Genomic DNA, 21,281 nt, shown 5'->3' on the forward strand with positions numbered 1-21,281 from the left:
GCGGCGCCCGCGGACGGGGCCCGTCAGCGGGCCAGCAGGGCCCGGACGGTCGCGGCGATCTCGTCGGGGGCCTCCTCGGCCATGAAGTGCCCCGCCCGGGTCAGCCGGTGGTCGAGGTCCGGGGCCCAGGCCCGCCAGAGCCCGGCGGCGTCGTAGCCCAGGCGGGCGCCCCAGTCCTGCTGGACGACGGTGACCGGCATGGCCAGCCGGGTGCCGGCGTCCAGGTCGGCCCGGTCGTGCAGGACGTCGATGCCGGCCGAGGCGCGGTAGTCCGCGACGATCGACGGGACGGCCGCCGCGCTCGCCCGCAGGTACTCCGCGCGGGCCCCGGGCGGCAGCGCGGCCGGGTCGTTCGCCCAGGCGTCGAGGAAGGACCCGAAGAAGGCGTCCGCACTGTTGGCGATCATCGTCTCGGGCAGGCCGGGCGGCTGCGCCATCAGGTACAGGTGGTAGCCGACCGCCGCCGAGGTGCCGTGCAGGACGTCCCACATGTCGAGCGTCGGCACCACGTCGAGGATGCCGAGGTGGCTGACCGCCCCCGGGTGGTCCAGCCCGGCGCGGAACGCCACCAGCGCGCCCCGGTCGTGCCCCACCAGCGCGAACCGCCGGTGGCCCAGCGCGGCCGCCAGCGCCACCACGTCGGCGGCCATCGTCCGCTTCGCGTACACCTCGGGGCCGGTGGCCGCGGGCTTCCCGCTGGCGCCGTAGCCGCGCAGGTCGGGGCAGATCACCGTGTGCTCGGCGGCCAGCCGCTCGGCGACGTGCCGCCACATCAGCCGGGTCTGCGGGAACCCGTGCAGCAGCACCACCGGACTGCCGCTGCCGCCGACCCACGCGGCGACCTCCACCCCGTCCGCACCGGGCAGCCGGACGTCCTCGAAACCCCGGACACCGAACTGCGCGGACTCCGTGAACTCCGTGAACTCCATGACAGGTACCTCTCCTCCGATCGGGAACCGACCGCACCAGCCTCGGCCCCGCCGATCAGCAACCGATCAGCACGCGCACCGCGCCCGGCGGCCCGGCCCCGCCCCGGAGGGAGGATGGGGGCATGCGAATCGACGTGCTCGGTTCCGTCCGGGCCCGGCGCGCGGACGGCACCCCGGTGGAACTCGGCGGCCCCCGCCACCGCGAGGTCCTGGCCCGGCTGGTCGCCGCCGACGGCCGGCTGGTCCCCACCGCCACCCTGGTCGACGACCTGTGGGCCGAGGACCCGCCGCCGCGCGCCGTCGGCGCCCTGCGCACCTTCGTCGGCGCCCTGCGCCGCGCCCTCGAACCCGACCGGCCGCCCCGCACCCCGCCCCGCCTGCTGGTCACCGAGGGACCCGGCTACGCGCTGCGCCTGCCCCGCGCCGACGTCGACGCCCACCGCTTCGAGGACGCCCTGGCCCGCGCCCGGCACGACCCCGCCGCCGCCCCCGACCTGACCGCCGCCCTCGCCGACTGGCGCGGCCCCGCCTACGCCGACCTGCCCGACCGGCCCTGGGCCCGGCGCGAACGGGACCGGCTGGAGGAACTGCGGCTGGACGGGATCGAACTGCGCGCCCGACTGCTCCTCGACACCCCGCCGGACGCCGGGCAGGAGGCCCGACTGTCCTCCCTGGCCGCCGAGTTGGGCGCCCACGTCGACGAGCACCCGTGGCGCGAGGCCGCCTGGGCGCTGCTCGCCCGCGCCCTGCACCGCTCCGGCCGGCAGGCCGACGCCCTGGCCGCCCTGCGCCGCGCCCGCACCCTGCTCGGCGAACGGCTCGGCCTCGACCCGGGCGCCGAACTCCAGCGCCTGGAAGCCGACATCCTCACCGGCACCGCCCCCCACGGGCAGCCGCCCGCCGCCTGGAGCCTGCCCGGCGGCCGCCTCGGCCCGCGCACCACCGTCGACCTCGCCCGCACCCTCTCGCTCGCGGGCGGCGACGCCCTGCTGCACGCCCGCCGCGACCGCCTCGCCGCCGTCCACGCCGCCGAACGCACCGGCGACCCGCTGCTGACCGCCCGGGTCATCGCCGCCTACGACGTCCCCGCCCTGTGGAGCCGCGCCGACGACGCCGCCCAGTCCCGCGCCGTGGTCGAGGCCGCCGAGCGGACCCTCGCCGCCCTCGGCCCGGACGCCCCCGACCCCCTCACCGCCCGGCTGCTGGCCACCGTCGCCGTCGAGAGCCGCACCGCCGACCAGACCCCCGACCGGCTGCGCCGCGCCGGCCGGGCCGCCCGCCGGGCCGAGACCCTGGCCCGGCAGCTGGGCGACCCGGCCCTGCTGGCGTTCGCCCTCAACGGGGTGTTCCTGCAGTCCTTCGACCGCCCCGGCCTCGCCCCCGAACGGGACCGCACCGGCGCCGAGATCCTCGACCTCGCCACCCGCCACGACCTGCCGCACTTCGCCGTCCTCGGCCGGCTGGTCCGCCTGCAGTCCGCCTCCGCCCTCGGCGACCTCGAAACCGCCGCCGAACACGCCCGGGCCGCCGAACGGCTCGCCGCCACCACCGAGGCACCCCTGGTCGGCGTCCTCACCACCTGGTTCCGGGCCCGGGCCGCCGCCGAACACAGCACCCGCCCCGGCGGCCCCACCGCCGCCGAGGCCGCCGCCCGCTACCGGCACGCCGACACCGCCCTGCGCACCGCCGGCATGCCCGGCCTGCGCCGCGGCCTCCTCCCGCTCGCCCTGCTCGGCCTGCGCCTGCTGCACGAACGCCCCGCCCCCGTCGACCCCCGCCTCGACTGGGGCCCCCACCTCCCCTGGGCCCGCCCCCACCTGCTGCTCGCCCAGGGCCGCCGCACCGAAGCCGCCGAAGCCCTCACCGCCCTCCCCGACCCCCCGCCCGACCACCTCCAGGAAGCCCTCTGGTGCCTCACCGCCCACGCCGCCGCCCGCCTCGCCGACCCCGCCACCGCCACCCGGGCCGCCGAAGCCCTGCACCCCGCCCGCACCGAACACGCCGGTGCCGCCAGCGGCCTGCTGACCCTCGGCCCGGTCGCCCGCTACCTGGCCGAAGCCCGTTCCTGCGCCGGGAGTTGACCCCGGCACCGGACGCCCCGGGCGGGCCCGCGACCGGGTGACGGCACGTCAGCAGGACCGGGCCCGGCGGCTCACCCGTCCGGGCCGCCGGGGTCGCCGCCGGGCCGGGCCGCCGGAAAAGTGGCGGAGAACGCCCGGCGGAGGACGCCGGGCGGAGGACGCCGGGCGGAGGACGCCGGGCGGGGAGTGCCGGGCGGAGCGAGAGGGGCGGCCGTGTACGGGCGACCGGAGCAGCCCGACTGGGGCGAGGCCCTGCGCCGCACCGTCGAGCGGCTGCGCGAGGAGCAGCGCCGGTCCGCGCCCGCCGAACCGCCCGGCCCGCCGCCGGTCGTCCCGGACGCGGCGCTCGACCCGGATCTGGCCCGCCCGCCGGACCTCGACCTGCGCCACCTGCTGGACGCCGTCCCGCAGGCCGCGGTGCTGGCCGAGCCGGTGCTCGACGCGGCGGGCACCGTCCGGGACCTGGCCGCGGTGGTCGTCAACGAGGCCGCGCTCCGGCACCCGCACCACCCCGGGCAGCCGCACCGGCAGGCCGACGGGGGCGGCGGCCTCTCGCTGCGCGAGGCGTACCCGGGGCTGTGGAGCGCGGCGTTCGCGGACACCGTCGGCGAGGTGCTGCGGACGGGGTACGCGGCCCGCTCGGTGCCGGTGCGACGGAGCCTGCGGACGCCCGACGGCGGCACCCGCACCCGCCGCGAGCACGTCACCGCGCACCGGCTGGGCCGGCGGCTGCTGCTGGTGTGGCCCGACGACCGGACCGAGGAGATCACCCGCGCCGCGCAGCGCATCGCCCGGGTCGGCTGGGCCGAGTGGGACCTGGAGGAGAGCCGGCTGGACGTCTCGCCCGGCCTGGCGGTGCTGCTCGGCCTGCCGCCCGACACCGCCGCCCTCACCCCGGGCCGGGCGCTGCGCCGGGTCACCGAGACCGCCCGCCCCGCCCTGTACCGCGACCTCGGCCGGCTGCTGGCCACCGGCGAGGACATCGACGTGCTGACCGAGCTGTACGGGGTCGGCCGGCCGCGCCGGGTCCGGCTGGTGGCCGAGGCGGTGCGCGAGGACGGCGGGCCGGTCGAGGGCCTGCGGGTGGTGCTGCAGGACGTCACGGAGCTGTGGGAGAGCCGGCGGCGGCTGCGCGAGCAGGAGGAGGAGACCGAGCGCCAGGCCCGGCGCGCCGACACCGAGCACTACGTGGTGCAGCGCCTCCAGGAGGCCCTGCAGCCGCGCTCCGCGGCCCTGGTCGGAATCGGCGTCCGCACCGCGGTGGCCTACCGCCCGGCCGAGGCCGGGGTCGGCGGCGACTGGTTCAAGGTCCGCCAACTCCCGGACGGCCAGGTGCTGTTGGCGGTCGGCGACGCGCGCGGGCACGGCCTGGACGCGGTCGCCCTGATGTCGACGCTGCGGCACGCGCTGGCCGGGCTGGCGTTCACCGGCGCGCTGGTCGAGTCGCTCGGCGGCTGGCTCAACCGGATCGCCTGCGACGAGGGCGACGAGGCCACCGCCACCGCGGTCATCTCCCGCTACTACCCCGACCGGCGCCTGCTGCGCTGGATCTGCGCCGGCCACCCCCCGCCGGTCCTGCTCCGGGACGGCCGGGCCGCCCCGATGGCCGCCGACACCGGCCCGCCGCTGGGCGTGCTGCCCGACGTCGCCTACCGGGCGGTGGAGACGTACGTCCGCCCCGGCGACACCGTCCTGCTGTACAGCGACGGCCTGGTCGAACGCCGCGACCAGGACATCGACACCCGCCTCGACGCGCTCTGCGCGGCCGTCCGGCGGAACGCCACCGAGGACTGCGCGCACGGCCCCGACCTGCAGGAACTGGTGGACGCCGTGGTGCGCGACATGTCCGGCCCGCTGTCCGAGGACGACGCCACCCTGCTGGCCTTCCGCTTCGAGCCCGAGCCGGAGCCCGAGCCCGGGAGCTGAGCCCGGGAGCCGGACGGCCGGAGGTCAGTCGTGCGGCACCACCGCGACCGGGGCCTGCGCGTGGTGGATCACCGCGTGCGCCACCGAGCCGAGCTTGCTGCCCAGGCCCAGGGTGCGCCGACGCCGGCCGACCACCACCAGGTCCGACTGCTCGGACGCCTCGACCAGCGCGGCCGCGCCGCCACCGGTGCGGACGTCCTCCAGGACCAGCGTGCGCGGGTACTTCTGCCGCCACGGGGCGACCGCCTCGGCGACCATGCCCACCGCCAGCGCCCCCAGCTCCTGCTGCTCGGTCTCCACCGGGATCCACCCGGCGTACCCGTACACCGGCGGCAGCTCCCAGCCGTGCACCACCCGCACCCGGGCGTCGCGCAGCTGCGCCTCCTGGAAGGCGAACTCCAGTACGGCGCCGTCCGGTTCGAGCGCGTCCAGGCCGACGGTGACCTCCGGCTCGTGCGACTGCGGCTCCGGCCGGCCCTCGCGGACCAGCACCACCGGCGCCGCCGAACGGCCCGCCACGCCCAGGCTGACCGAGCCGACCAGCAGCCCGCGGAAACCGCCCAGCCCGCGGGTGCCGATCACCAGCAGCTGCCCCTGCTCGGCGGCGGCCGTCAGCCCGTCGATCGCGGCGTCCGGCACCAGCTCGCCGGTCACCTCCAGGCCCGGGTACGCGGCGGCCAGCTCCTTGGCGACGTCGCCCAGCATGGATCGCGCGCCGCTCTCCAGGTCCTCGGCCTTCACCAGGTCGTTGGCCTTCCGGCCCAGGTAGGGCCAGGCGTGCAGCAACCGCAGCGGGGCACCGCGCCGGCCGGCCTCCTGGGCGGCCCAGTGCGCGGCGGCCCGGCTGCGGACGGACGCGTCGACTGCGGCGAGAACGGGACGAGTCATGGCAGTGCCTTCCCTGTACGAGTCCCCGCGGGCCCCCATCGCCCGACAGCGGGGTCGCCCCCCACTCTGCGCCCGCCCGCCCACCCCCGCCAGGGCCGCCGGACCCGCCCGGAACGGGCCATTGGTCCCGGCGGGCGACGGCCGACGACGGCCGACGACGGCAGGCGAGCGGCGAGTGAGCGGCGGGTGACGACGGGCGACGGTGCTCGGGGCCGGGGGGCCGGGCAGGCCGGGCTGACCGGGATGGGCCGTCGGCCCCGGCCGAGGGCGGCTGACAACAGCCGACAACGGCAGGTGGCGGGCGGCGACGGTCTGCGGCCTCGGGCCCGGGGGCCGGGCGGGCCGGGCGGGCCGGGCGCCCCCGGCCGGGGCCTTCGGCCGGTCGGGACGGGTCCAAGGCCCCTGCCGGGGCGGGTCCTCCGTCGGGCACCCTGGGGGTACCGGCCGGGAGGAGCGCCGGGAGCAGTCCCGCCCCCGTGCGTACCGGTCCGGACCGACGAATCCACGGGAGGTGACCGGAGTGACCACCGAACACGCGCCCTCGATCGCGCTCGCCCGCCGCTTCGCCGACCGCGTCGCCGACCTCGGGCTGACCGAGGGGCAGGCAGCCGCGCGGGCCGGCATGTCGACGGCCTACCTGCACCGCGTCCTGGAACTCGGGCCGGCCTTCGACCCGGCCGCGCTGCTGCGGCTGGCCGCCGTCCTCGGCCTGGAGTACGAGGAACTGGTGGCCGGACGCCCCGCCGAGCGGGCGGCCCGCCCCGCGGGGCCGGTGCCGGCCGGGCCGCCGGTGCTCGGTGAACTGGGCGTCGCGGACTGCTGGCGGCGGCTGGGCGCCCACGGCCTCGGCCGGATCGCCCGGACCGGGCCGGACGGCCCCGTGGTGCGTCCGGTCGGCTACCTGGTGCACGACCACACCGTGCTGTACCGGACCCGCCCGGACGGGCCGCTGGCCCCCGGAGCGGGCGGCGACGCCGCGTTCGAGGTGGACCGGGCCGACCAGGACCTGAACGAGGGCTGGAGCGTGCTGATGATCGGCCCGCTCGAGTACGTCACCGAACCGGCGCTGCTCGCCGAACTGCCGCAGCCCGCCGGCCACGGCCGCTGGGTGCGGCTGACCCCCACCACCGTCACCGGACGGAGCATCCGGGCGGGCGGCCCGCGCCACTGAACCGGCCGGGCGCGGAGGGAGGACGACCCGGGCCGGTCCGCCCGGTGGCGCTGGGGAAGGCCACCGGCCGGACCGGCCACCCGCCGGCGCGGGCGGAGAGCAGTCCGCCCCGACACGTCCGCGCTCCGGTACCGGATCGACTCCCCGCCACATCGGGAAGGAGCCGGCACCCCCGTGGAGCACGGGTTCTCCCTGAACACGGCCCACCGTAGCCCGGCCCCGGCGCCCCGACTTGGCGCCGGGTCGACGGCCGCTTGGCACTCCGTCGACCACCCGTCCGCCACCCCGCCGACCCCCGTCCGCCGCCGGGCCCGCCCGGCCCCGGCGATCCGTCCGGGCCGCGGCGACGAAGACCCTGGGGATGGTGGAACGGACGGGAGGAGATGCCATGCGCTGTCTGGTCACCGGAGCCACCGGCTACCTCGGCGGGCGGTTGGTGCCGGGTCTGCTGGCCGACGGGGCGGAGGTGCGCTGCCTGGTCCGCGACCCGGCCCGGCTGCGCGACCACCCCTGGCGGGCCGCCGTGGAGACCGCCACCGGCGACGTCACCCGCCCGGCCACCCTGGACGGGGCCTTCGACGGCGTCGACGTCGCCTACTACCTGGTGCACTCGCTCGGCAGCGGGCCCGACTTCGAACGCGTCGACCGGGACGCCGCCCGCGCCTTCGGCCGGGCCGCCGCCCGTGCCGGTGTCCGGCGGATCGTCTACCTCGGCGGCCTCGTCCCGCCCGACCTGCCCGAGGGACTGCTCTCCCCGCACCTGCGCTCCCGGGTCGCCACCGGCCGGGCCCTGCGCGAGGGCGGCACGCCCGTCACCGAACTGCGCGCCGCCGTGGTGATCGGCTCCGGCTCGGCCTCCTTCGAGATGCTGCGCCACCTCACCGAGCGCCTCCCCGTGATGGTCACCCCGCGCTGGGTGGACACCCGGATCCAGCCGATCGCCGTCCGCGACGTGCTGCGCCTGCTGCTCGCCGCCGCCCACCTGCCCGACGACCCCGCCACCGACCGGGTCTTCGACGTCGGCGGCCCCGAGGTGCTCACCTACCGCGCCATGATGCAGCGCTACGCCCGCATCGCGGGCCTGCGGCGGCGGCTGATCCTCGCGCTGCCCGTCCTCACCCCCGGCCTGTCCTCGCACTGGGTCGGCCTGGTCACGCCCGTTCCCAACGGCCTGGCCCGGCCGCTGGTCGAGTCGCTGCGCCACGAGGTCATCCGCTCCGAGCACGACCTGGAGCGCTGGATCCCCGACCCGCCCGGCGGCCCGGTCGGCTTCGACCGCGCCGTCGAACTCGCGCTGCACCGGATCCGCGACGACGAGGTGGCCACCCGCTGGTCCTCCGCCTCGCTGCCCGGCGCCCCCAGCGACCCGTTGCCCACCGACCCGGACTGGGCCGGAGGCAGCCTGTACCAGGACGTCCGGGAACGGTACGTCGCCGCGCCCCCCGAGGCGCTGTGGCGGGTGGTCGAGGGCATCGGCGGCGAACACGGCTGGTACTCCTTCCCGCTCGCCTGGACGATCCGCGGCGCGCTCGACCGGCTGGCCGGCGGCGTTGGACTGCGCCGCGGCCGCCGCTCGCCCGGCCGGCTGCGGGTCGGCGACTCGCTGGACTTCTGGCGGGTCGAGGAGATCGAACCCGGCCGGCTGCTGCGGCTGCGCGCCGAGATGCGGCTGCCCGGCCTGGCCTGGCTGGAGCTGACCGTCACCCCCGACGGCACCGGCTCCCGCTACCGCCAGCGCGCCCTGTTCCACCCGCACGGCCTGGCCGGGCAGGCGTACTGGTGGTCGGTGGCCCCGTTCCACGCGGTCGTCTTCGGCGGGATGGCCCGCAACATCGCCGCCCGCGCCGAGTCCGGATGAGCGCAGCCCGGGGGGTTGGTTGCGGAGATCCCCCCGGGACGAGATATCTTGACGTCAAGACGTTGCAGACGTGGAAGCTGGAGCTACGGTGACTGACTCGACCATCATCTACACCCACACGGACGAGGCCCCCGCCCTCGCCACGTACTCGTTCCTGCCGGTCGTCCAGGCGTACGCCTCCACCGCCGGGGTGAGCGTGGAGACCCGCGACATCTCGCTGGCCGGTCGGATCATCGCCGTCTTCCCGGAGTACCTCCAGGAGGACCAGCGCATCGCGGACGCCCTCACCGAGCTCGGCGAGCTGGCCAAGACCCCCGGCGCCAACATCATCAAGCTGCCGAACGTGTCGGCCTCCATCCCGCAGCTCAAGGCCGCCGTCGCCGAGCTCCAGGCCCAGGGCTACGCGCTGCCCGAGTACCCGGACGAGCCGAAGACCGACGAGGAGCGCGACATCCGCGCCCGCTACGACAAGGTCAAGGGCTCCGCCGTCAACCCGGTGCTGCGCGAGGGCAACTCCGACCGCCGCGCCCCGCTGTCGGTCAAGAACTACGCCAAGACCCACCCGCACCGGATGGGCGCCTGGTCGGCCGACTCCAAGACCAACGTCGCCACCATGGGCGTCAACGACTTCGCCTCCACCGAGAAGTCCGCCGTGATCGCCGCCGACGGCGCGCTGCGCATCGAGCTGGTCGCCGAGGACGGCACCGTCACCGTGCTGCGCGAGAAGGTCCCGGTGCTGGCCGGCGAGGTCGTCGACGCCTCCGTGATGCGCGCCGCCGCGCTCAACGAGTTCCTGGCCGCGCAGGTCGCCCGGGCCAAGGCCGAGGGCGTGCTGTTCTCGGTGCACCTCAAGGCCACCATGATGAAGGTCTCCGACCCGATCCTGTTCGGCCACGTCGTGCGCGCCTTCTTCCCGAAGACCTTCGCCGCGTTCGGCGCCGACCTGGCCGCCGCGGGCCTCAACCCGAACAACGGCCTCGGCGGCATCCTGGCCGGCCTGGACAAGCTCCCCAACGGCGCCGAGATCAAGGCCTCCTTCGACGCCGAGCTCGCCGACGGCCCGGCCCTGGCCATGGTCGACTCCGACAAGGGCATCACCAACCTGCACGTCCCCAGCGACGTCATCGTCGACGCCTCGATGCCGGCCATGATCCGCACCTCCGGCCACATGTGGGGCCCGGACGGCCAGGAGGCCGACACCCTGGCCGTCCTGCCCGACAGCTCCTACGCGGGCGTCTACCAGGCCGTCATCGACGACTGCCGCGCCAACGGCGCCCTCGACCCGGCCACCATCGGCTCGGTCCCGAACGTCGGCCTGATGGCCCAGGCCGCCGAGGAGTACGGCAGCCACGACAAGACCTTCGAGATCGCCGCCGCCGGCACCGTCCGCCTGGTCGACGCGAACGGCGAGACCGTCCTGGAGCAGGCCGTCGCCCCCGGCGACGTGTTCCGCGCCTGCCAGACCAAGGACCTGCCGATCCAGGACTGGGTCAAGCTGGCCGTCACCCGCGCCCGCGCCACCGGCGACCCGGCCGTGTTCTGGCTGGACGCCGAGCGCGCCCACGACGCCGTCCTGATCGAGAAGGTCAAGGCGTACCTGCCCGAGCACGACACCGAGGGCCTGGACATCCAGATCCTCTCCCCGGTCGAGGCCACCAAGCTCTCGCTGGAGCGCATCCGCCGCGGCGAGAACACCATCTCCGTCACCGGCAACGTGCTGCGCGACTACCTGACCGACCTGTTCCCGATCCTGGAGCTGGGCACCAGCGCCAAGATGCTGTCGGTCGTCCCGCTGATGGCGGGCGGCGGCCTGTTCGAGACCGGCGCCGGCGGCTCCGCCCCCAAGCACGTCCAGCAGCTGGTCAAGGAGAACTACCTGCGCTGGGACTCGCTCGGCGAGTTCTTCGCGCTGGCCGCCTCCTTCGAGCACCTGGCCACCACCACCGGCAACGCCGGCGCCAAGGTCCTCGCCGACACCCTGGACCGCGCCACCGGCACCTTCCTCAACGAGGACAAGTCGCCCTCCCGCCGCCTCGGCGGCATCGACAACCGCGGCAGCCACTTCTACCTGGCCCTGTACTGGGCCCAGGAGCTGGCCGCCCAGACCGAGGACGCCGCGCTCGCCGCCGCGTTCGCCCCGCTCGCGCAGACCCTGACCGAGCAGGAGCAGGCCATCGTCGACGAGCTGATCGCCGTCCAGGGCTCGGCCGTCGACCTCGGCGGCTACTACCAGCCGGACCCGGCCAAGGCCGCCGCCGTGATGCGCCCGTCGAAGACCCTCAACGACGCGCTCGCCACCCTGGCCTGACGCCCCGTCACCGCCCCGGCGCCGCCGCGGCCCGCCCCCGGAAGGGGACGGACCGCGGCGGCGTCCGCGTTCTCCGGCGGCGGACCGGGCGGCTGGGCCCGGCGGGCGTCCGGCCGCTGCGGCCCGGGCCGCCTCCGCCGGGAACGGGCGGGCGCGCACTACAGTGCCGGGTATGCCCACTCCGCAATTCATCCTCGACCTGCGCGAACACGTCGGCCACGGCCCGCTGTGGCTGTCCGGCATCACGGCCGTGGTGGTCGAAGGCGATCGGATCCTGCTCAACCGCCGCAGCGACAACGGGTGTTGGGCCCTGCTGCACGGGATCGTCGAGCCGGGCGAGCAGCCCGCCGACACCGTGGTGCGCGAGGTGGAGGAGGAGACCGGCGTCACCGTCCGCCCGGAGCGGATCACCAGCGTCCACACCCTGCCGGCCTTCGCCTGCGCCAACGGCGACCAGGTGCAGTACCTGGACATCACCTTCCGCTGCCGGCCGCTGTCCGGCGAACCCCGGGTCAACGACGACGAGTCGCTCGCGGTCGCCTGGTTCCCGCTGGACGCCCTCCCCCCGCTGACCCCCAACGACACCCTGCTGCTGGAGAAGGCCCTCGCCGACACCCCCTCGCCCTGGTTCGCCCTGGGCTGACCGACCGCCGGAACCTCCCCGCACCGCCGGGGAGTTGGGCCGGGCAGGAGGTGGCGATGGACTTTCCGCCGACCCGGCTGCCCGGGCGCGGCCTGGCATCCCGCAGGCCGACCCGGTCCCGCTGTGGTGGAGCGACAATGAAGCGTGAGCAGGCGGACACGCGTCCGATGCCCTGTTCGGGCGGTCGGCAGTGGGAGAGGAATCCGAAGCGCCCACTCTGGGGACCGTGATCCGGCATCCTGATCGGCATGCCGACCGGTCCGAATGCACAGCCCGTGGCGGTTCCTCCTCTCTGGCGCCCGCTGCGGCGTCTGCACCACCGTCATGTCGAGAAACTTCTGGGCGAGGCTGCCTCCGCATCGTCGCTGCTGTCCGTGTCCCTCGATGTCGCCCCTCTTCGGAAAGCCCTCCAGTACCACTCGGGTCTGGGCCTGCTGGCACTGGTGCCGATCGGAATCATCGACGGCATGGTCGCTGGTATGGCGGTCACCACCATGAAAGGGGGGTGCACGCCCGGTGGCCTGCTGCCGGCGAGGGGAGAAGCGCTGGCCGCGTGTCCGACGCACCAGCAGAAGGTCGCGCTGGGAACGGTGATCCTGATCTTCTCCCTGGCCGTTTGGGCGCTTCGCACCCTGATGAACGCTGCTGGGGGAGTGCGCATACGGCCCTGCTACCAGGCGCTGGTACCGGCCTTGAGGGTGCTCGAAGTGTGCGGACGGGTCCATGCGGCCGGGGGACACCTGGCGGCGGCGGAACTCAGTGTCTCAACAGCGGCGCTGGGGACGGCCGTCGTGGACGGCTCCGGCCACGCGGCCAACGACTACGGGGCGCGGAGCTCGACACGGGCCGCGACGAGGGGGCACGTTCGCAGGGTTGCGGCTGTCCTCGAAAGCGTTGCCGATCGGCTGCTCTCGGATCGTGAGGGTGCGGCAAAGCTTCTGGCCGACCACGCGTCCGCCATCGCCGGGCAGACCGCGGACGGCAGGTTCACCAGTCTCCTCGGTGCCGGGGTGTGGCTCCCCGAGCCCGAGTCGGCCACACCGGAATCGCCTGATCGTGCAGACGGGCGGCGACTTGCCCTGTCGGCGGTAATCGGCCTGGTCATCGCGATCGGGGTGGGATGGGTGACCAGCGGCCTCGATTTGCCGGTGTACGTGGGAGCTCCCTTGGCTACCTTCTCCATACCCCTGGTCGCATTTCTCGTCATGGCTTACCGCTATGGACTGGCCGAAGCGCTGCGGCTCATCGCAACGCTGATCTCCGTTCGCAACGGTGAGGCCCCGTCGGGGCAACCTCAACCGTCATCCGGTGCCGAAGGAGCCCGGAACCCGCTGCCCGCTCAGCGGTCGGGGGCGGACGGGGCCGAACAGACGCTCGCGGACCGGAGTGAGGAGGCGGGTGCCTCCGCAGCTGGCTCCCCTTCTCCCGATGACCGGGCCACCGCTGTTGCGGGAAGAGGAGCGGAAGGCGGCTGACGAATCCGATCCTGTTGGGGTGAGGGTCAGTTCGGGTGGCGGACGCCGAACCACTGTTCGGCGCCGTACTCCTCGAAGCGTTCGAGTTCGGTGAAGCCGAGCCGTTCGGCGACGCGGCGGGAGGCGGTGTTGGCGGTCTGGGTGGTGAGGGCGACGGGTGTGTCGGGCAGGGCGCCGGCCAGCCAGTCGAGGGCGGCGGTGCAGGCTTCGGTCGCGTAGCCGCGGCCCCAGGCGTGGGGGAGGAACAGGTAGCCGAGTTCGCGGGCGCCGCCTTCGGGGTGCAGGTGGGCCAGGCGGTCGGAGCCGTGCGGGTCGAGGGTGACGAGGCCGATCATCGCGCCGTCCAGGTCGACCACCAGCAGGCCGGGGCGGCCCGGCGGGACCTCGGGCAGGGTGCGCTCGAACTCCTCGCGGGGGCGGGGGCCGCCGATGTACGTGCCGACCTCGGGGGAGGTGAACAGTTCGACAATCGCCGCCCGGTCCCCGGCCAGCGGCTCGCGCAGCAGCAGCCGGGCGGTCCGGATCGGGGCGGGCGGCCAGGGCAGCGGGGCGGTTTCGATCATGCCCGTCAACGTATCGTGCACGGCCGACGGGCCGTCAAGGGCTTCGGGGGCCCAGCCGCACGTGTGGCGAACTTGTTCGTTACGAACATGTTCGTTACGGTGGAGGGGAAGCCACCGACCCGACGAAGGAGCCCGCCATGACCACCACCCACCACCCCCTGGCCGTCCTCGGCGGCGGTCTCGGCGGCTTGCTGCTGGCCCGCGTCCTGCACGTCCACGGCATCCCCGCCGCCGTCTTCGACCTGGAACCGGGCCCCGAGGCCCGCACCCAGGGCGGCATGCTCGACATCCACCACGACTCCGGCCAGCCCGCCCTCGCGGCCGCCGGCCTGACCGAGGGCTTCCGGGCGATCGTCCACCCCGGCGGCCAGGCGCTGCGGCTGCTCGGCCCCGACGCCACCGTGCACCTGGCCGAGCCGGACGACGGCACCGGCGGTCGTCCCGAGGTCGACCGCGGCGACCTGCGCGACCTGCTGCTCGGCTCGCTGCCCGCGGGCACCGTGCACTGGGGCCGCAAGGCCGTCGCGGTCGAGCCGCTCGGCGGCGGCCGCCACCGGGTCGAGTTCGCCGACGGCAGCGCGGTCACCACCGACCTGCTGGTCGGCGCGGACGGCGCCTGGTCCAGGGTCCGCCCGCTGCTCTCCGCGGCCCGGCCCGCCTACACCGGCGTCTCCTTCGTCGAGGCCGACCTGCACGACGCCGCCCGCCGTCACCCCGGCGCCGCCGCACTGGTCGGCGGCGGGATGTTCATGGCGCTCGGCGACGGGCGCGGCTTCCTCGGCCACCTGGAGTCCGACGGCAGCATCCACGTCTACGCGGCCCTGCGCACCGGCGAGGACTGGCCGCCCGCCGCGGGGCCGGACGGGTCGGCCCACCCGGCCGCGCTCCGGGACGCCGCGCTGGCCGCCTTCGCCGACTGGGCCGACCCGCTGCGTGCCCTGCTGGCCGACGCCGACGGCGAGTTGACGCTGCGCCGGATCCACGCGCTGCCGGTCGGCCACCGCTGGGAGCGCGTCCCCGGCGTGACGCTGCTCGGCGACGCCGCCCACCTGATGTCCCCGTTCGCCGGGGAGGGCGCCAACCTGGCCATGCAGGACGGCGCCGAGCTCGCCCTCGCGCTGGCCGCCCGCCCCGACGACCCGGAGGCCGCCCTGCACGCCTACGAGCAGGACATGTTCACCCGGGCCGGGGCCTCCGCCGCGGAGTCCGCCGCCAGCCTGGAGCTGATGTTCGGGCCCGACCCGGTCGCCGGGCTGCTCGAGGTGTTCACCGGCGCCCGCTGAGCCCGCCGCATCTCGGGGCGGGCGGGCCGGTCAGGGCGGGCGGGCCGGTCAGGACGGGTTCGGCGGGCGGGACGGGCTCGGCGGGTCGACCTCGACCCACAGCCGTTCCCGCGAGCGCCGGTCCCGGTACCCGAACCGGTCGCCCCGGCCGAGCACCCGCAGCACCGCCACCGTGGTGGCCGCGTCCGGGTGCTCGACGATGTGCAGGGTGACCCGGTAGCCGCCGCCGGGCACCCGTTCGACCAGCGGCCGGTGGCCGGTCAGCTTGTGCAGGGCGTCGCCGATCCACTGGGCCCGCCCGGCGTGCGTGTCGTTGTGGTCCACGGGCCGATCATCCCGGCTCGCGGCCCCGCGCGGGAGCGCTCGGCGGTTTCGGCCCCGAGAAGGTGACCCAGCGGCGCGCAGGGAGGCGCGAAAGGGGCGTGCGGGCGGCCCGGGACGCGGGGCCGGGGCGCTAGGTTGGGGCCATGGACGACCGTACCGCCGCCCCCGCCCCGCGCAGCCGCCGCGAGCGGCCCGCCAAGCCCGCGCTCACCCAGGCCGGCATCGTGGCGGCGGCCGTCCGGCTGATGGAGGCCGAGGGGCTGCCGCGGGTGACCATGCGGCGCCTCGCCCAGGAGCTCGACACCGGCCCGGCCTCGCTGTACGTGTACGTGGCCAACACCGCCGAACTGCACGCCGCGATCCTGGAGCACCACCTCGGCACGGTCGACCTGACCGCCGCCGCCGACCCCGGCCGGGACTGGCGGGAGCGGATCGCCGCGGTGCTGGAGTCCTACACCGCCGTGCTGTTCGAGCACCCGGCGCTGGCCCACTCCGCGCTGCTCGCCCGCCCCGCCGGGCCGCACTACCTGGCGCTGGTGGAGGCCCTGCTCGGCCTGCTCGACGAGGGCGGCGTCCCGGCCGGGCAGGCCGCCTGGGGCGTGGACACGCTGCTCCAGGTGGCCACCGCCACCGCCGCCGAGCACTCCGCCCGCACCGGCGCGGAGGCCGAGGCCGAGCACGGCGCGATGGTGCGCGCCCTGCGGGAGGCCGACCCGGCCCGCTACCCGAAGGTGGCCGCGACCGCCGGGGAACTGGTCTCCGGCCGTCCCGCCGAACGCCTGGCCTGGACGTTCCGGATGCTGGTCAACGGGGTGGCCGCCACCGCCCGCTGACGGCCGGTCGGCTCCGGTCGGCGGTCAGGCCGGGCCGAGGACGATCCGCTCGGTGACCTGCCCGGGGTGGACCGGCCGGCCGTGCGGGGTGGCCGGGGCCAGCCGGCCGGACCGGTCGAGGGTGAACAGCAGGTCGTGGCCGGGCGGCAGTTCGCCGTCGGCGGGGCGGCGCAGGATCCGGGCCCCGGCGGCGTGCCGGCGGGCCAGTTCGGGGCCGGTCAGGGCGGCCGGCAGGAGCGTCGCGGCGGGCCCGTCGCCGACCACGCCGGGCCCGGGCGCGGCGGCGGGCAGCCGGAACACCGGCAGCTCCGACCCGTCGCGCAGCACGGCCGCCGCCAGCGCGTTGAACTCGTCCTCGGCGGTCAGCAGGTACACCGCGGTGACGCCCTCCTGCTCGGCGCCCTCGCCGCCCGCGGCGGCCAGCAGTTCGCCCTCGGCGAGTTCCAGCCCGGCGGCCGCGATCCGCTCCCGCTGCTCGTCCCGCCCGGCCCACAGCAGCACGTCCAGCCCGGCCGAGCGGAGCACGGCGGCCAGTTCGAGCGTCCACGGCTCGCCGCCCACCAGCAGCGGACGGGAGCGGGCCGGGCGGGCCACCCCCAGCAGCCGGGCCACCGGGACGGCGCTCAGGCCGTACAGCGTCACGGTGAACACGATCACCAGGAAGGTGGCGGGCAGGATCTTGTCGGCGCCGCCGACGCCCGCCGCGGCCAGGCCCGCGGAGAAGGTCGCGGCGGTGGACGCGGCGACGATCCCGCGCGGCGCCATCCAGCCGAGGAAGGCCCGCTCGCCCTCGGGGAGGTCCGTCCCGGCGGTGGACAGCGCCGCCACCACCGGCCGCACCACGACCACCAGCACCGCGACCAGGCCCAGCGCGGGCAGCAGCAGCGGGCGCACCGAGGACCAGGCCACCGTGGAGGAGATCGACACGAACAGCACCCCGACCACCAGCGACACCAGCGTCTCGAAGAACGTCCGCCGGGCCGGCAGGTCGAACGCGGGCAGGGTGGCCACCACCACGCCCATCACGATCGCGGCGATCAGCCCGGTGTCCTCGCGCAGCGCGTCGCAGAGCGCGGCGACGCCCACCACGGCCGCGAGCTGGGCGCTGGTGCCCAGGACGTCGTTCAGCCGCCCGCGCACCAGCAGCCACCACAGCAGCGCCGCGCCGAGCAGCCCGCCGAGCAGGCCCAGGCCCACGCTGGCGGCGAACTCCAGCAGGCCCCGGCCGAACTGCCGGTGCTGCTGGCCGACCAGCGCGTGGAAGACCAGCGCGCCCAGGATGCCGCCGACCGCGTCGATCAGCGAGCCCTCCCAGACCAGGATCCGCTGCACCCGCTCGGTGGGGCGGACGAAGTTCAGCAGCGGCCCCACCACCGTCGGCCCCGACACCACCAGGACCGCGCCGAGCATCGCCGCCGCCGCGCCGGACAGCCCGAGCAGCGGGGCGGCGGCGAACGCGGCGGCCGGGGCGGTCAGCAGGGTGCCGACCCACACCAGGCGCACCACCGCGTGCCGGGTGTGGCCGGTCAGCCGGCGCAGGTCCAGGCCGAGCCCGGCGTCGTACAGGACGACCGCGACGGCCAGCGAGACCAGCGGGGAGAAGGCCGGGCCGAGCAGCCGGTCCGGGTGGACGTCGTCGGTGACCGCGCCGGCCGCGAAGCCGACCGGCAGCAGCACGATGATCGCCGGGATGCGCAGCCGGGCGGCCAGCAGCTGGGACGCCACGGCGAGCACCACGGTCAGCCCGGCCCCGATCAGGATCTGCTCAGAGGTCATCCGGCCATCCCATGCCGCGCACCGCCGCCCCGGCGCGCCACGCGCCCGGCGGGTCCCCCGTCCGGCCCAGCAGCCCGGCGCGAGGCGGTCACGGGGCGGCCGAGACCGGCGTGGCGGGCGCCGCAGGGGCGGTCGCTGACGGGGTGGTCGCTGACGGGACGTCAGCCGGCCGGGGTGCCGGTCCGGTCGCGTTCCAGGGCGGCCCGCAGGGTGGACAGGGTGCGGGCGAGGCCGTCCAGGGCGGGGGCGTCCAGGTCGGTGCCGAGCAGTTCGGCCAGGGCCCCGGTGAAGGTCCGCCGGGCCTCGGCGACCAGTTGCTCGCCCGCCGGGGTCAGCACCAGCAGCGAGGAGCGGCGGTCGTCGGGGTTCGGCTGCCGGGCGGCCCAGCCCTGCTTCTCCAGGCGGTCGACGCCCTTGCTGGTCGCGCCGACGCCGATGGCGAACTCGGCGGCCAGGTCGGCCACCCGGCAGCCGGGGTGCTCGTGCAGGTGGTGCAGGAACTCGTACTGGGAGGTGACGATGCCGTGCCGTTCGCGCAGGCGGTCGCCGATGGCGTTGTACAGCCGGGTCTCGCACCGGACCAGGTCGGCGAAGAGCGCGGCGAGGCCCGCGGGGGAGGACGCGGAGGGAGCGGAGGGCGCGGCGGAATCGGTGGGGGCGGGGCCGTCGGCCGATGTATATTCCATAGCATATAGTGTAGCGGAAGCTACTTCTGACAGGAGTGTGCCATGAGCAGGGAGCAGCGCGCAGAGATCGACCGGAAGCTGCGGCGGCCGGCCCCCGAGGGGGAGCGGACCGTCGAGCAGATCCGGGCCGGATTCCGGGAGCTGATGGCCGGGATGCTCGTCCCGCACGAGCGGATCCGCACCGCGCCCGCCGTCCTCGGCGGCCGCCCCGCCCTGCGGGTCGACCCGGTCGGCGAGGCCCGGGACGGGACGATCCTGTACTTCCACGGCGGCAGCTGGGTGTTCGGCTCGCCGGAGACCGCCCTCTCGCTGACCGGCCACCTGGTCGCGGGCAGCGGCCTGCCCGCGTACTCGCCGGACTACCGGCTCGCCCCCGAACACCCCTTCCCCGCCGCCGTCGAGGACACCCTGGCCGCCTACCGCGAGCTGCTCGAACGCGGCGCCGACCCGGCCCGCACCGTCCTCGCGGGCGACTCCGCGGGCGGCGGCCTCGCCGTCACCACCGTCCTCGCCGCCCGGGACGCCGGACTCCCGCTGCCCGCCGGCATCCTGGCCTTCTCCCCGGGCACCGACGCCACCCGCAGCGGTGCCAGCATGGACACCAAGGAGGGCGTCGACCCGATCTTCACCCGCTCCTCCTTCGAGGGCACCAGCGCCATGTACCTCGCCGGGGCCGACCCGCGCCACCCCCTGCTCAGCCCCGCCGTGCACGCCGACCTCACCGGCCTGCCCCCGATGCTGATCCAGGTCGGCGCCAACGAGCTGCTGCTGGACGACTCCACCCGGCTGGCCGCCCGGGCCCGCGACGCGGGCGTGGACGTCACCCTCGACGTCACCGCCGACGTCCCGCACGTCTTCCAGTGCTTCGCGGGCGTCCTCGACGAGGCCGACGAGGCGCTGGAGCGGGCCGCCCTGTTCCTGCGCCAGCGCACCGCCGGCGGCCGCTGACGGACCGTCGGCAGCCGGGGCCCGGCGCCCGGACAAGGCGGGCCGCACCGGGCGGAACCGGCGAAATCGCCCCGCCCGGAAGGGAGTTGCCCGTCACGAAAAGGCTGCCGAACTGCGGACTTCCGGTGACCCAGCGCGCCGTGTCCCTTACTGTACGGGCATGAGTTCTAGGGGGACCGCGGCCGGTGACCGCGGCACGGCAGTGGTGATCGGCGGCGGACTGGCCGGATGTCTGGCCGCCTGGGCGCTGCACGGCGTGGCGGAACGGGTCGTGGTGGTCGAACGCGACCGCTACCCGGACGGGGTGGACTTCCGCCCCGGCGTCCCGCAGGCCAAGCACGGCCACCTGCTGCTCGAGGCCGGCCAGCGCACCATCGACGAACTGCTGCCCGGCGCCCTCGCCGAACTCCTCGCGGCCGGCGCCACCCGGGTCTCGCTCTCCGGCGGCCTGCGCTGGCTCACCTCCGCGGGCTGGCTCGCCCCCTACGACAGCGACCTGGCCGTGCTCACCTGCAGCCGCCCGCTGATCGACCAGGTGGTGCTGGACCGGGTCCGGGCCGCGCCGAACGTCGAGTTCCGCACCGGCACCGAGGTGATCGGCCTGCTCGGCGACCGGCACACCGTCACCGGCGTGCAGGTCAACCGGCGCGGCCGGCGCGGCGAGGAGACCGCCGAGATACCGGCCGAGCTGGTCGTCGACGCGGCCGGCCGCGCCACCCACGCCGCCAAGTGGCTCTCGGTGCTCGGCGCGCCCGCCGTCCCCCGCGACCGGGTCGACGCCGGCGTCTCCTACGCCACCCGCTTCTACCACCGCCCCGCCGACGCCCCCGCCGACTCCGCCCTCTACCTGCAGAGCCACGCCCCCGACCAGGGCCGCTTCGGCGTCCTGCTGCCCGTCGAGGGAGACCGCTGGATCGTCGGCATGGGCGGCATGCGCGGCTACGAACCCTCCATCCAGCCCGAGGAGTTCGAGAAGCAGCTCGGCCTGCTCCGCGACCCCTGCATCGCCGAGACGGTGACCGGCGCCAAGCCCACCGGCCCGGCCCGCGGCTTCGTCCCCGGCCCGAGCGTGTGGCGGCACTACGAACGCTCCTCCACCCACGGCTTCCTCGCCCTCGGCGACGCCTCCTGCACCTTCAACCCGGTCTACGGCCAGGGCATGACCGTCGCCGCGCTCGCCGCCCGCGCCCTGCGCGACGCCGTCCGCAAGCACGGCGACCTCGGCCACGCCGCCGTCCGGGAGACCCGCGACGCCATCGCGGGCGTCACCCGCAACCCCTGGCAGATGGCGGCCGGCGAGGACGTCCGCTTCGCCGGCACCACCGGCGGCCCCTCCGGCCTCCAGGTCAAGGTCCAGCAGCGGATGCTGGACCGGGTACTGGCCCGCGCCGTCACCGACGCCCGGGTCGCCGCCGCCTTCCACCAGGTCGCCGCGATGGTGGAACCGCCCACCCTGCTGTTCCGTCCCTCCGTGCTGGGACCGGTCCTGTTCGGCGGCTGACCGCACCGCCCGCCGGAACACCGGCCCCCGTACCGGCGGCCACACCCGGGTGTGGCAACCTGTGCGATCCATCCAGACGGCACGTGCA

At 76.2% G+C, this 21,281-nt stretch carries 17 protein-coding genes; 11 read left to right on the plus strand and 6 right to left on the minus strand.

All coding sequences use genetic code 11. The features are described from left to right. Positions 1 to 23: 23 nt before the first annotated feature. Positions 24 to 929 (minus strand): alpha/beta fold hydrolase, encoded by a 906-nt coding sequence (locus EDD39_RS20645; RefSeq protein ID WP_123558102.1) that lies wholly within the window; start codon positions 927 to 929, stop codon positions 24 to 26. 122 nt (positions 930 to 1,051) lie between these two features. Here EDD39_RS20645 and EDD39_RS20650 point away from each other — a divergent pair, with 122 nt between their 5' ends. Together EDD39_RS20650 and EDD39_RS20655 are read left to right on the plus strand one after the other, a co-directional pair. Continuing rightward, complete coding sequence (locus EDD39_RS20650) at positions 1,052 to 3,010, plus strand: AfsR/SARP family transcriptional regulator (protein WP_123558104.1); 1,959 nt, start codon at positions 1,052 to 1,054, stop codon at positions 3,008 to 3,010. A gap of 213 nt (positions 3,011 to 3,223) precedes the next feature. Then, entirely contained in the window at positions 3,224 to 4,936 is a 1,713-nt protein-coding gene (locus EDD39_RS20655) for a PP2C family protein-serine/threonine phosphatase (RefSeq protein ID WP_123558106.1), read from the plus strand. 24 nt (positions 4,937 to 4,960) lie between these two features. Here the strand turns inward: EDD39_RS20655 and EDD39_RS20660 are convergent, their stop codons facing one another. Then, positions 4,961 to 5,824 (minus strand): universal stress protein, encoded by an 864-nt coding sequence (locus EDD39_RS20660; protein ID WP_162870073.1) that lies wholly within the window; start codon positions 5,822 to 5,824, stop codon positions 4,961 to 4,963. Between the two features lie 520 nt (positions 5,825 to 6,344). Between EDD39_RS20660 and EDD39_RS20665 the strand changes: the two genes are divergently transcribed. From EDD39_RS20665 to EDD39_RS20685, 5 genes are all read left to right on the plus strand, one after another. Then, positions 6,345 to 6,995, plus strand: a complete 651-nt coding sequence (locus tag EDD39_RS20665; protein ID WP_123558110.1) for a pyridoxamine 5'-phosphate oxidase family protein — start codon at positions 6,345 to 6,347, stop codon at positions 6,993 to 6,995. Positions 6,996 to 7,383: 388 nt separating this feature from the next. After that, positions 7,384 to 8,853, plus strand: coding sequence for an SDR family oxidoreductase (locus EDD39_RS20670; protein WP_123558112.1), 1,470 nt, complete (start codon positions 7,384 to 7,386; stop codon positions 8,851 to 8,853). 88 nt (positions 8,854 to 8,941) lie between these two features. Next, the gene (locus EDD39_RS20675) at positions 8,942 to 11,161 is read left to right on the plus strand and encodes an NADP-dependent isocitrate dehydrogenase (protein ID WP_123558114.1); all 2,220 of its coding nucleotides are present in this window, start codon (positions 8,942 to 8,944) and stop codon (positions 11,159 to 11,161) included. Positions 11,162 to 11,333: 172 nt separating this feature from the next. After that, positions 11,334 to 11,804: an NUDIX hydrolase gene (locus tag EDD39_RS20680; protein ID WP_123558116.1), complete on the plus strand. Its 471-nt coding sequence runs from the start codon at positions 11,334 to 11,336 to the stop codon at positions 11,802 to 11,804. Positions 11,805 to 12,052: 248 nt separating this feature from the next. Next, positions 12,053 to 13,279 carry a hypothetical protein gene (locus tag EDD39_RS20685; RefSeq protein WP_148089483.1) on the plus strand — a complete coding sequence of 409 codons (1,227 nt, stop codon included), beginning with the start codon at positions 12,053 to 12,055 and terminating at the stop codon, positions 13,277 to 13,279. Between the two features lie 26 nt (positions 13,280 to 13,305). Here the strand turns inward: EDD39_RS20685 and EDD39_RS20690 are convergent, their stop codons facing one another. Continuing rightward, complete coding sequence (locus EDD39_RS20690; RefSeq protein WP_123558120.1) at positions 13,306 to 13,842, minus strand: GNAT family N-acetyltransferase; 537 nt, start codon at positions 13,840 to 13,842, stop codon at positions 13,306 to 13,308. 137 nt (positions 13,843 to 13,979) lie between these two features. On the opposite strand from EDD39_RS20690, the gene EDD39_RS20695 reads away from it, so the two are divergent. Further along, the gene (locus EDD39_RS20695; protein ID WP_123558122.1) at positions 13,980 to 15,125 is read left to right on the plus strand and encodes an FAD-dependent oxidoreductase; all 1,146 of its coding nucleotides are present in this window, start codon (positions 13,980 to 13,982) and stop codon (positions 15,123 to 15,125) included. Between the two features lie 48 nt (positions 15,126 to 15,173). Here EDD39_RS20695 and EDD39_RS20700 read toward each other — a convergent pair whose 3' ends face one another. After that, positions 15,174 to 15,449 carry a hypothetical protein gene (locus EDD39_RS20700; protein WP_123558124.1) on the minus strand — a complete coding sequence of 92 codons (276 nt, stop codon included), beginning with the start codon at positions 15,447 to 15,449 and terminating at the stop codon, positions 15,174 to 15,176. 143 nt (positions 15,450 to 15,592) lie between these two features. On the opposite strand from EDD39_RS20700, the gene EDD39_RS20705 reads away from it, so the two are divergent. Further along, entirely contained in the window at positions 15,593 to 16,282 is a 690-nt protein-coding gene (locus tag EDD39_RS20705; protein ID WP_123558125.1) for a TetR/AcrR family transcriptional regulator, read from the plus strand. Positions 16,283 to 16,306: 24 nt separating this feature from the next. On the opposite strand, the gene EDD39_RS20710 is transcribed toward EDD39_RS20705, so the two are convergent. Together EDD39_RS20710 and EDD39_RS20715 are read right to left on the minus strand one after the other, a co-directional pair. Continuing rightward, positions 16,307 to 18,058, minus strand: coding sequence for a cation:proton antiporter (locus EDD39_RS20710; RefSeq protein WP_123558127.1), 1,752 nt, complete (start codon positions 18,056 to 18,058; stop codon positions 16,307 to 16,309). 161 nt (positions 18,059 to 18,219) lie between these two features. After that, entirely contained in the window at positions 18,220 to 18,744 is a 525-nt protein-coding gene (locus EDD39_RS20715) for a MarR family winged helix-turn-helix transcriptional regulator (RefSeq protein ID WP_123558129.1), read from the minus strand. A gap of 42 nt (positions 18,745 to 18,786) precedes the next feature. On the opposite strand from EDD39_RS20715, the gene EDD39_RS20720 reads away from it, so the two are divergent. Together EDD39_RS20720 and EDD39_RS20725 are read left to right on the plus strand one after the other, a co-directional pair. Next, positions 18,787 to 19,692, plus strand: coding sequence for an alpha/beta hydrolase (locus EDD39_RS20720; protein ID WP_123558131.1), 906 nt, complete (start codon positions 18,787 to 18,789; stop codon positions 19,690 to 19,692). A gap of 160 nt (positions 19,693 to 19,852) precedes the next feature. After that, the gene (locus EDD39_RS20725) at positions 19,853 to 21,193 is read left to right on the plus strand and encodes an NAD(P)/FAD-dependent oxidoreductase (RefSeq protein ID WP_123558133.1); all 1,341 of its coding nucleotides are present in this window, start codon (positions 19,853 to 19,855) and stop codon (positions 21,191 to 21,193) included. The last annotated feature ends 88 nt before the right edge of the window (positions 21,194 to 21,281 follow it).

This window comes from Kitasatospora cineracea, assembly GCF_003751605.1.
Taxonomy (GTDB): domain Bacteria; phylum Actinomycetota; class Actinomycetes; order Streptomycetales; family Streptomycetaceae; genus Kitasatospora; species Kitasatospora cineracea.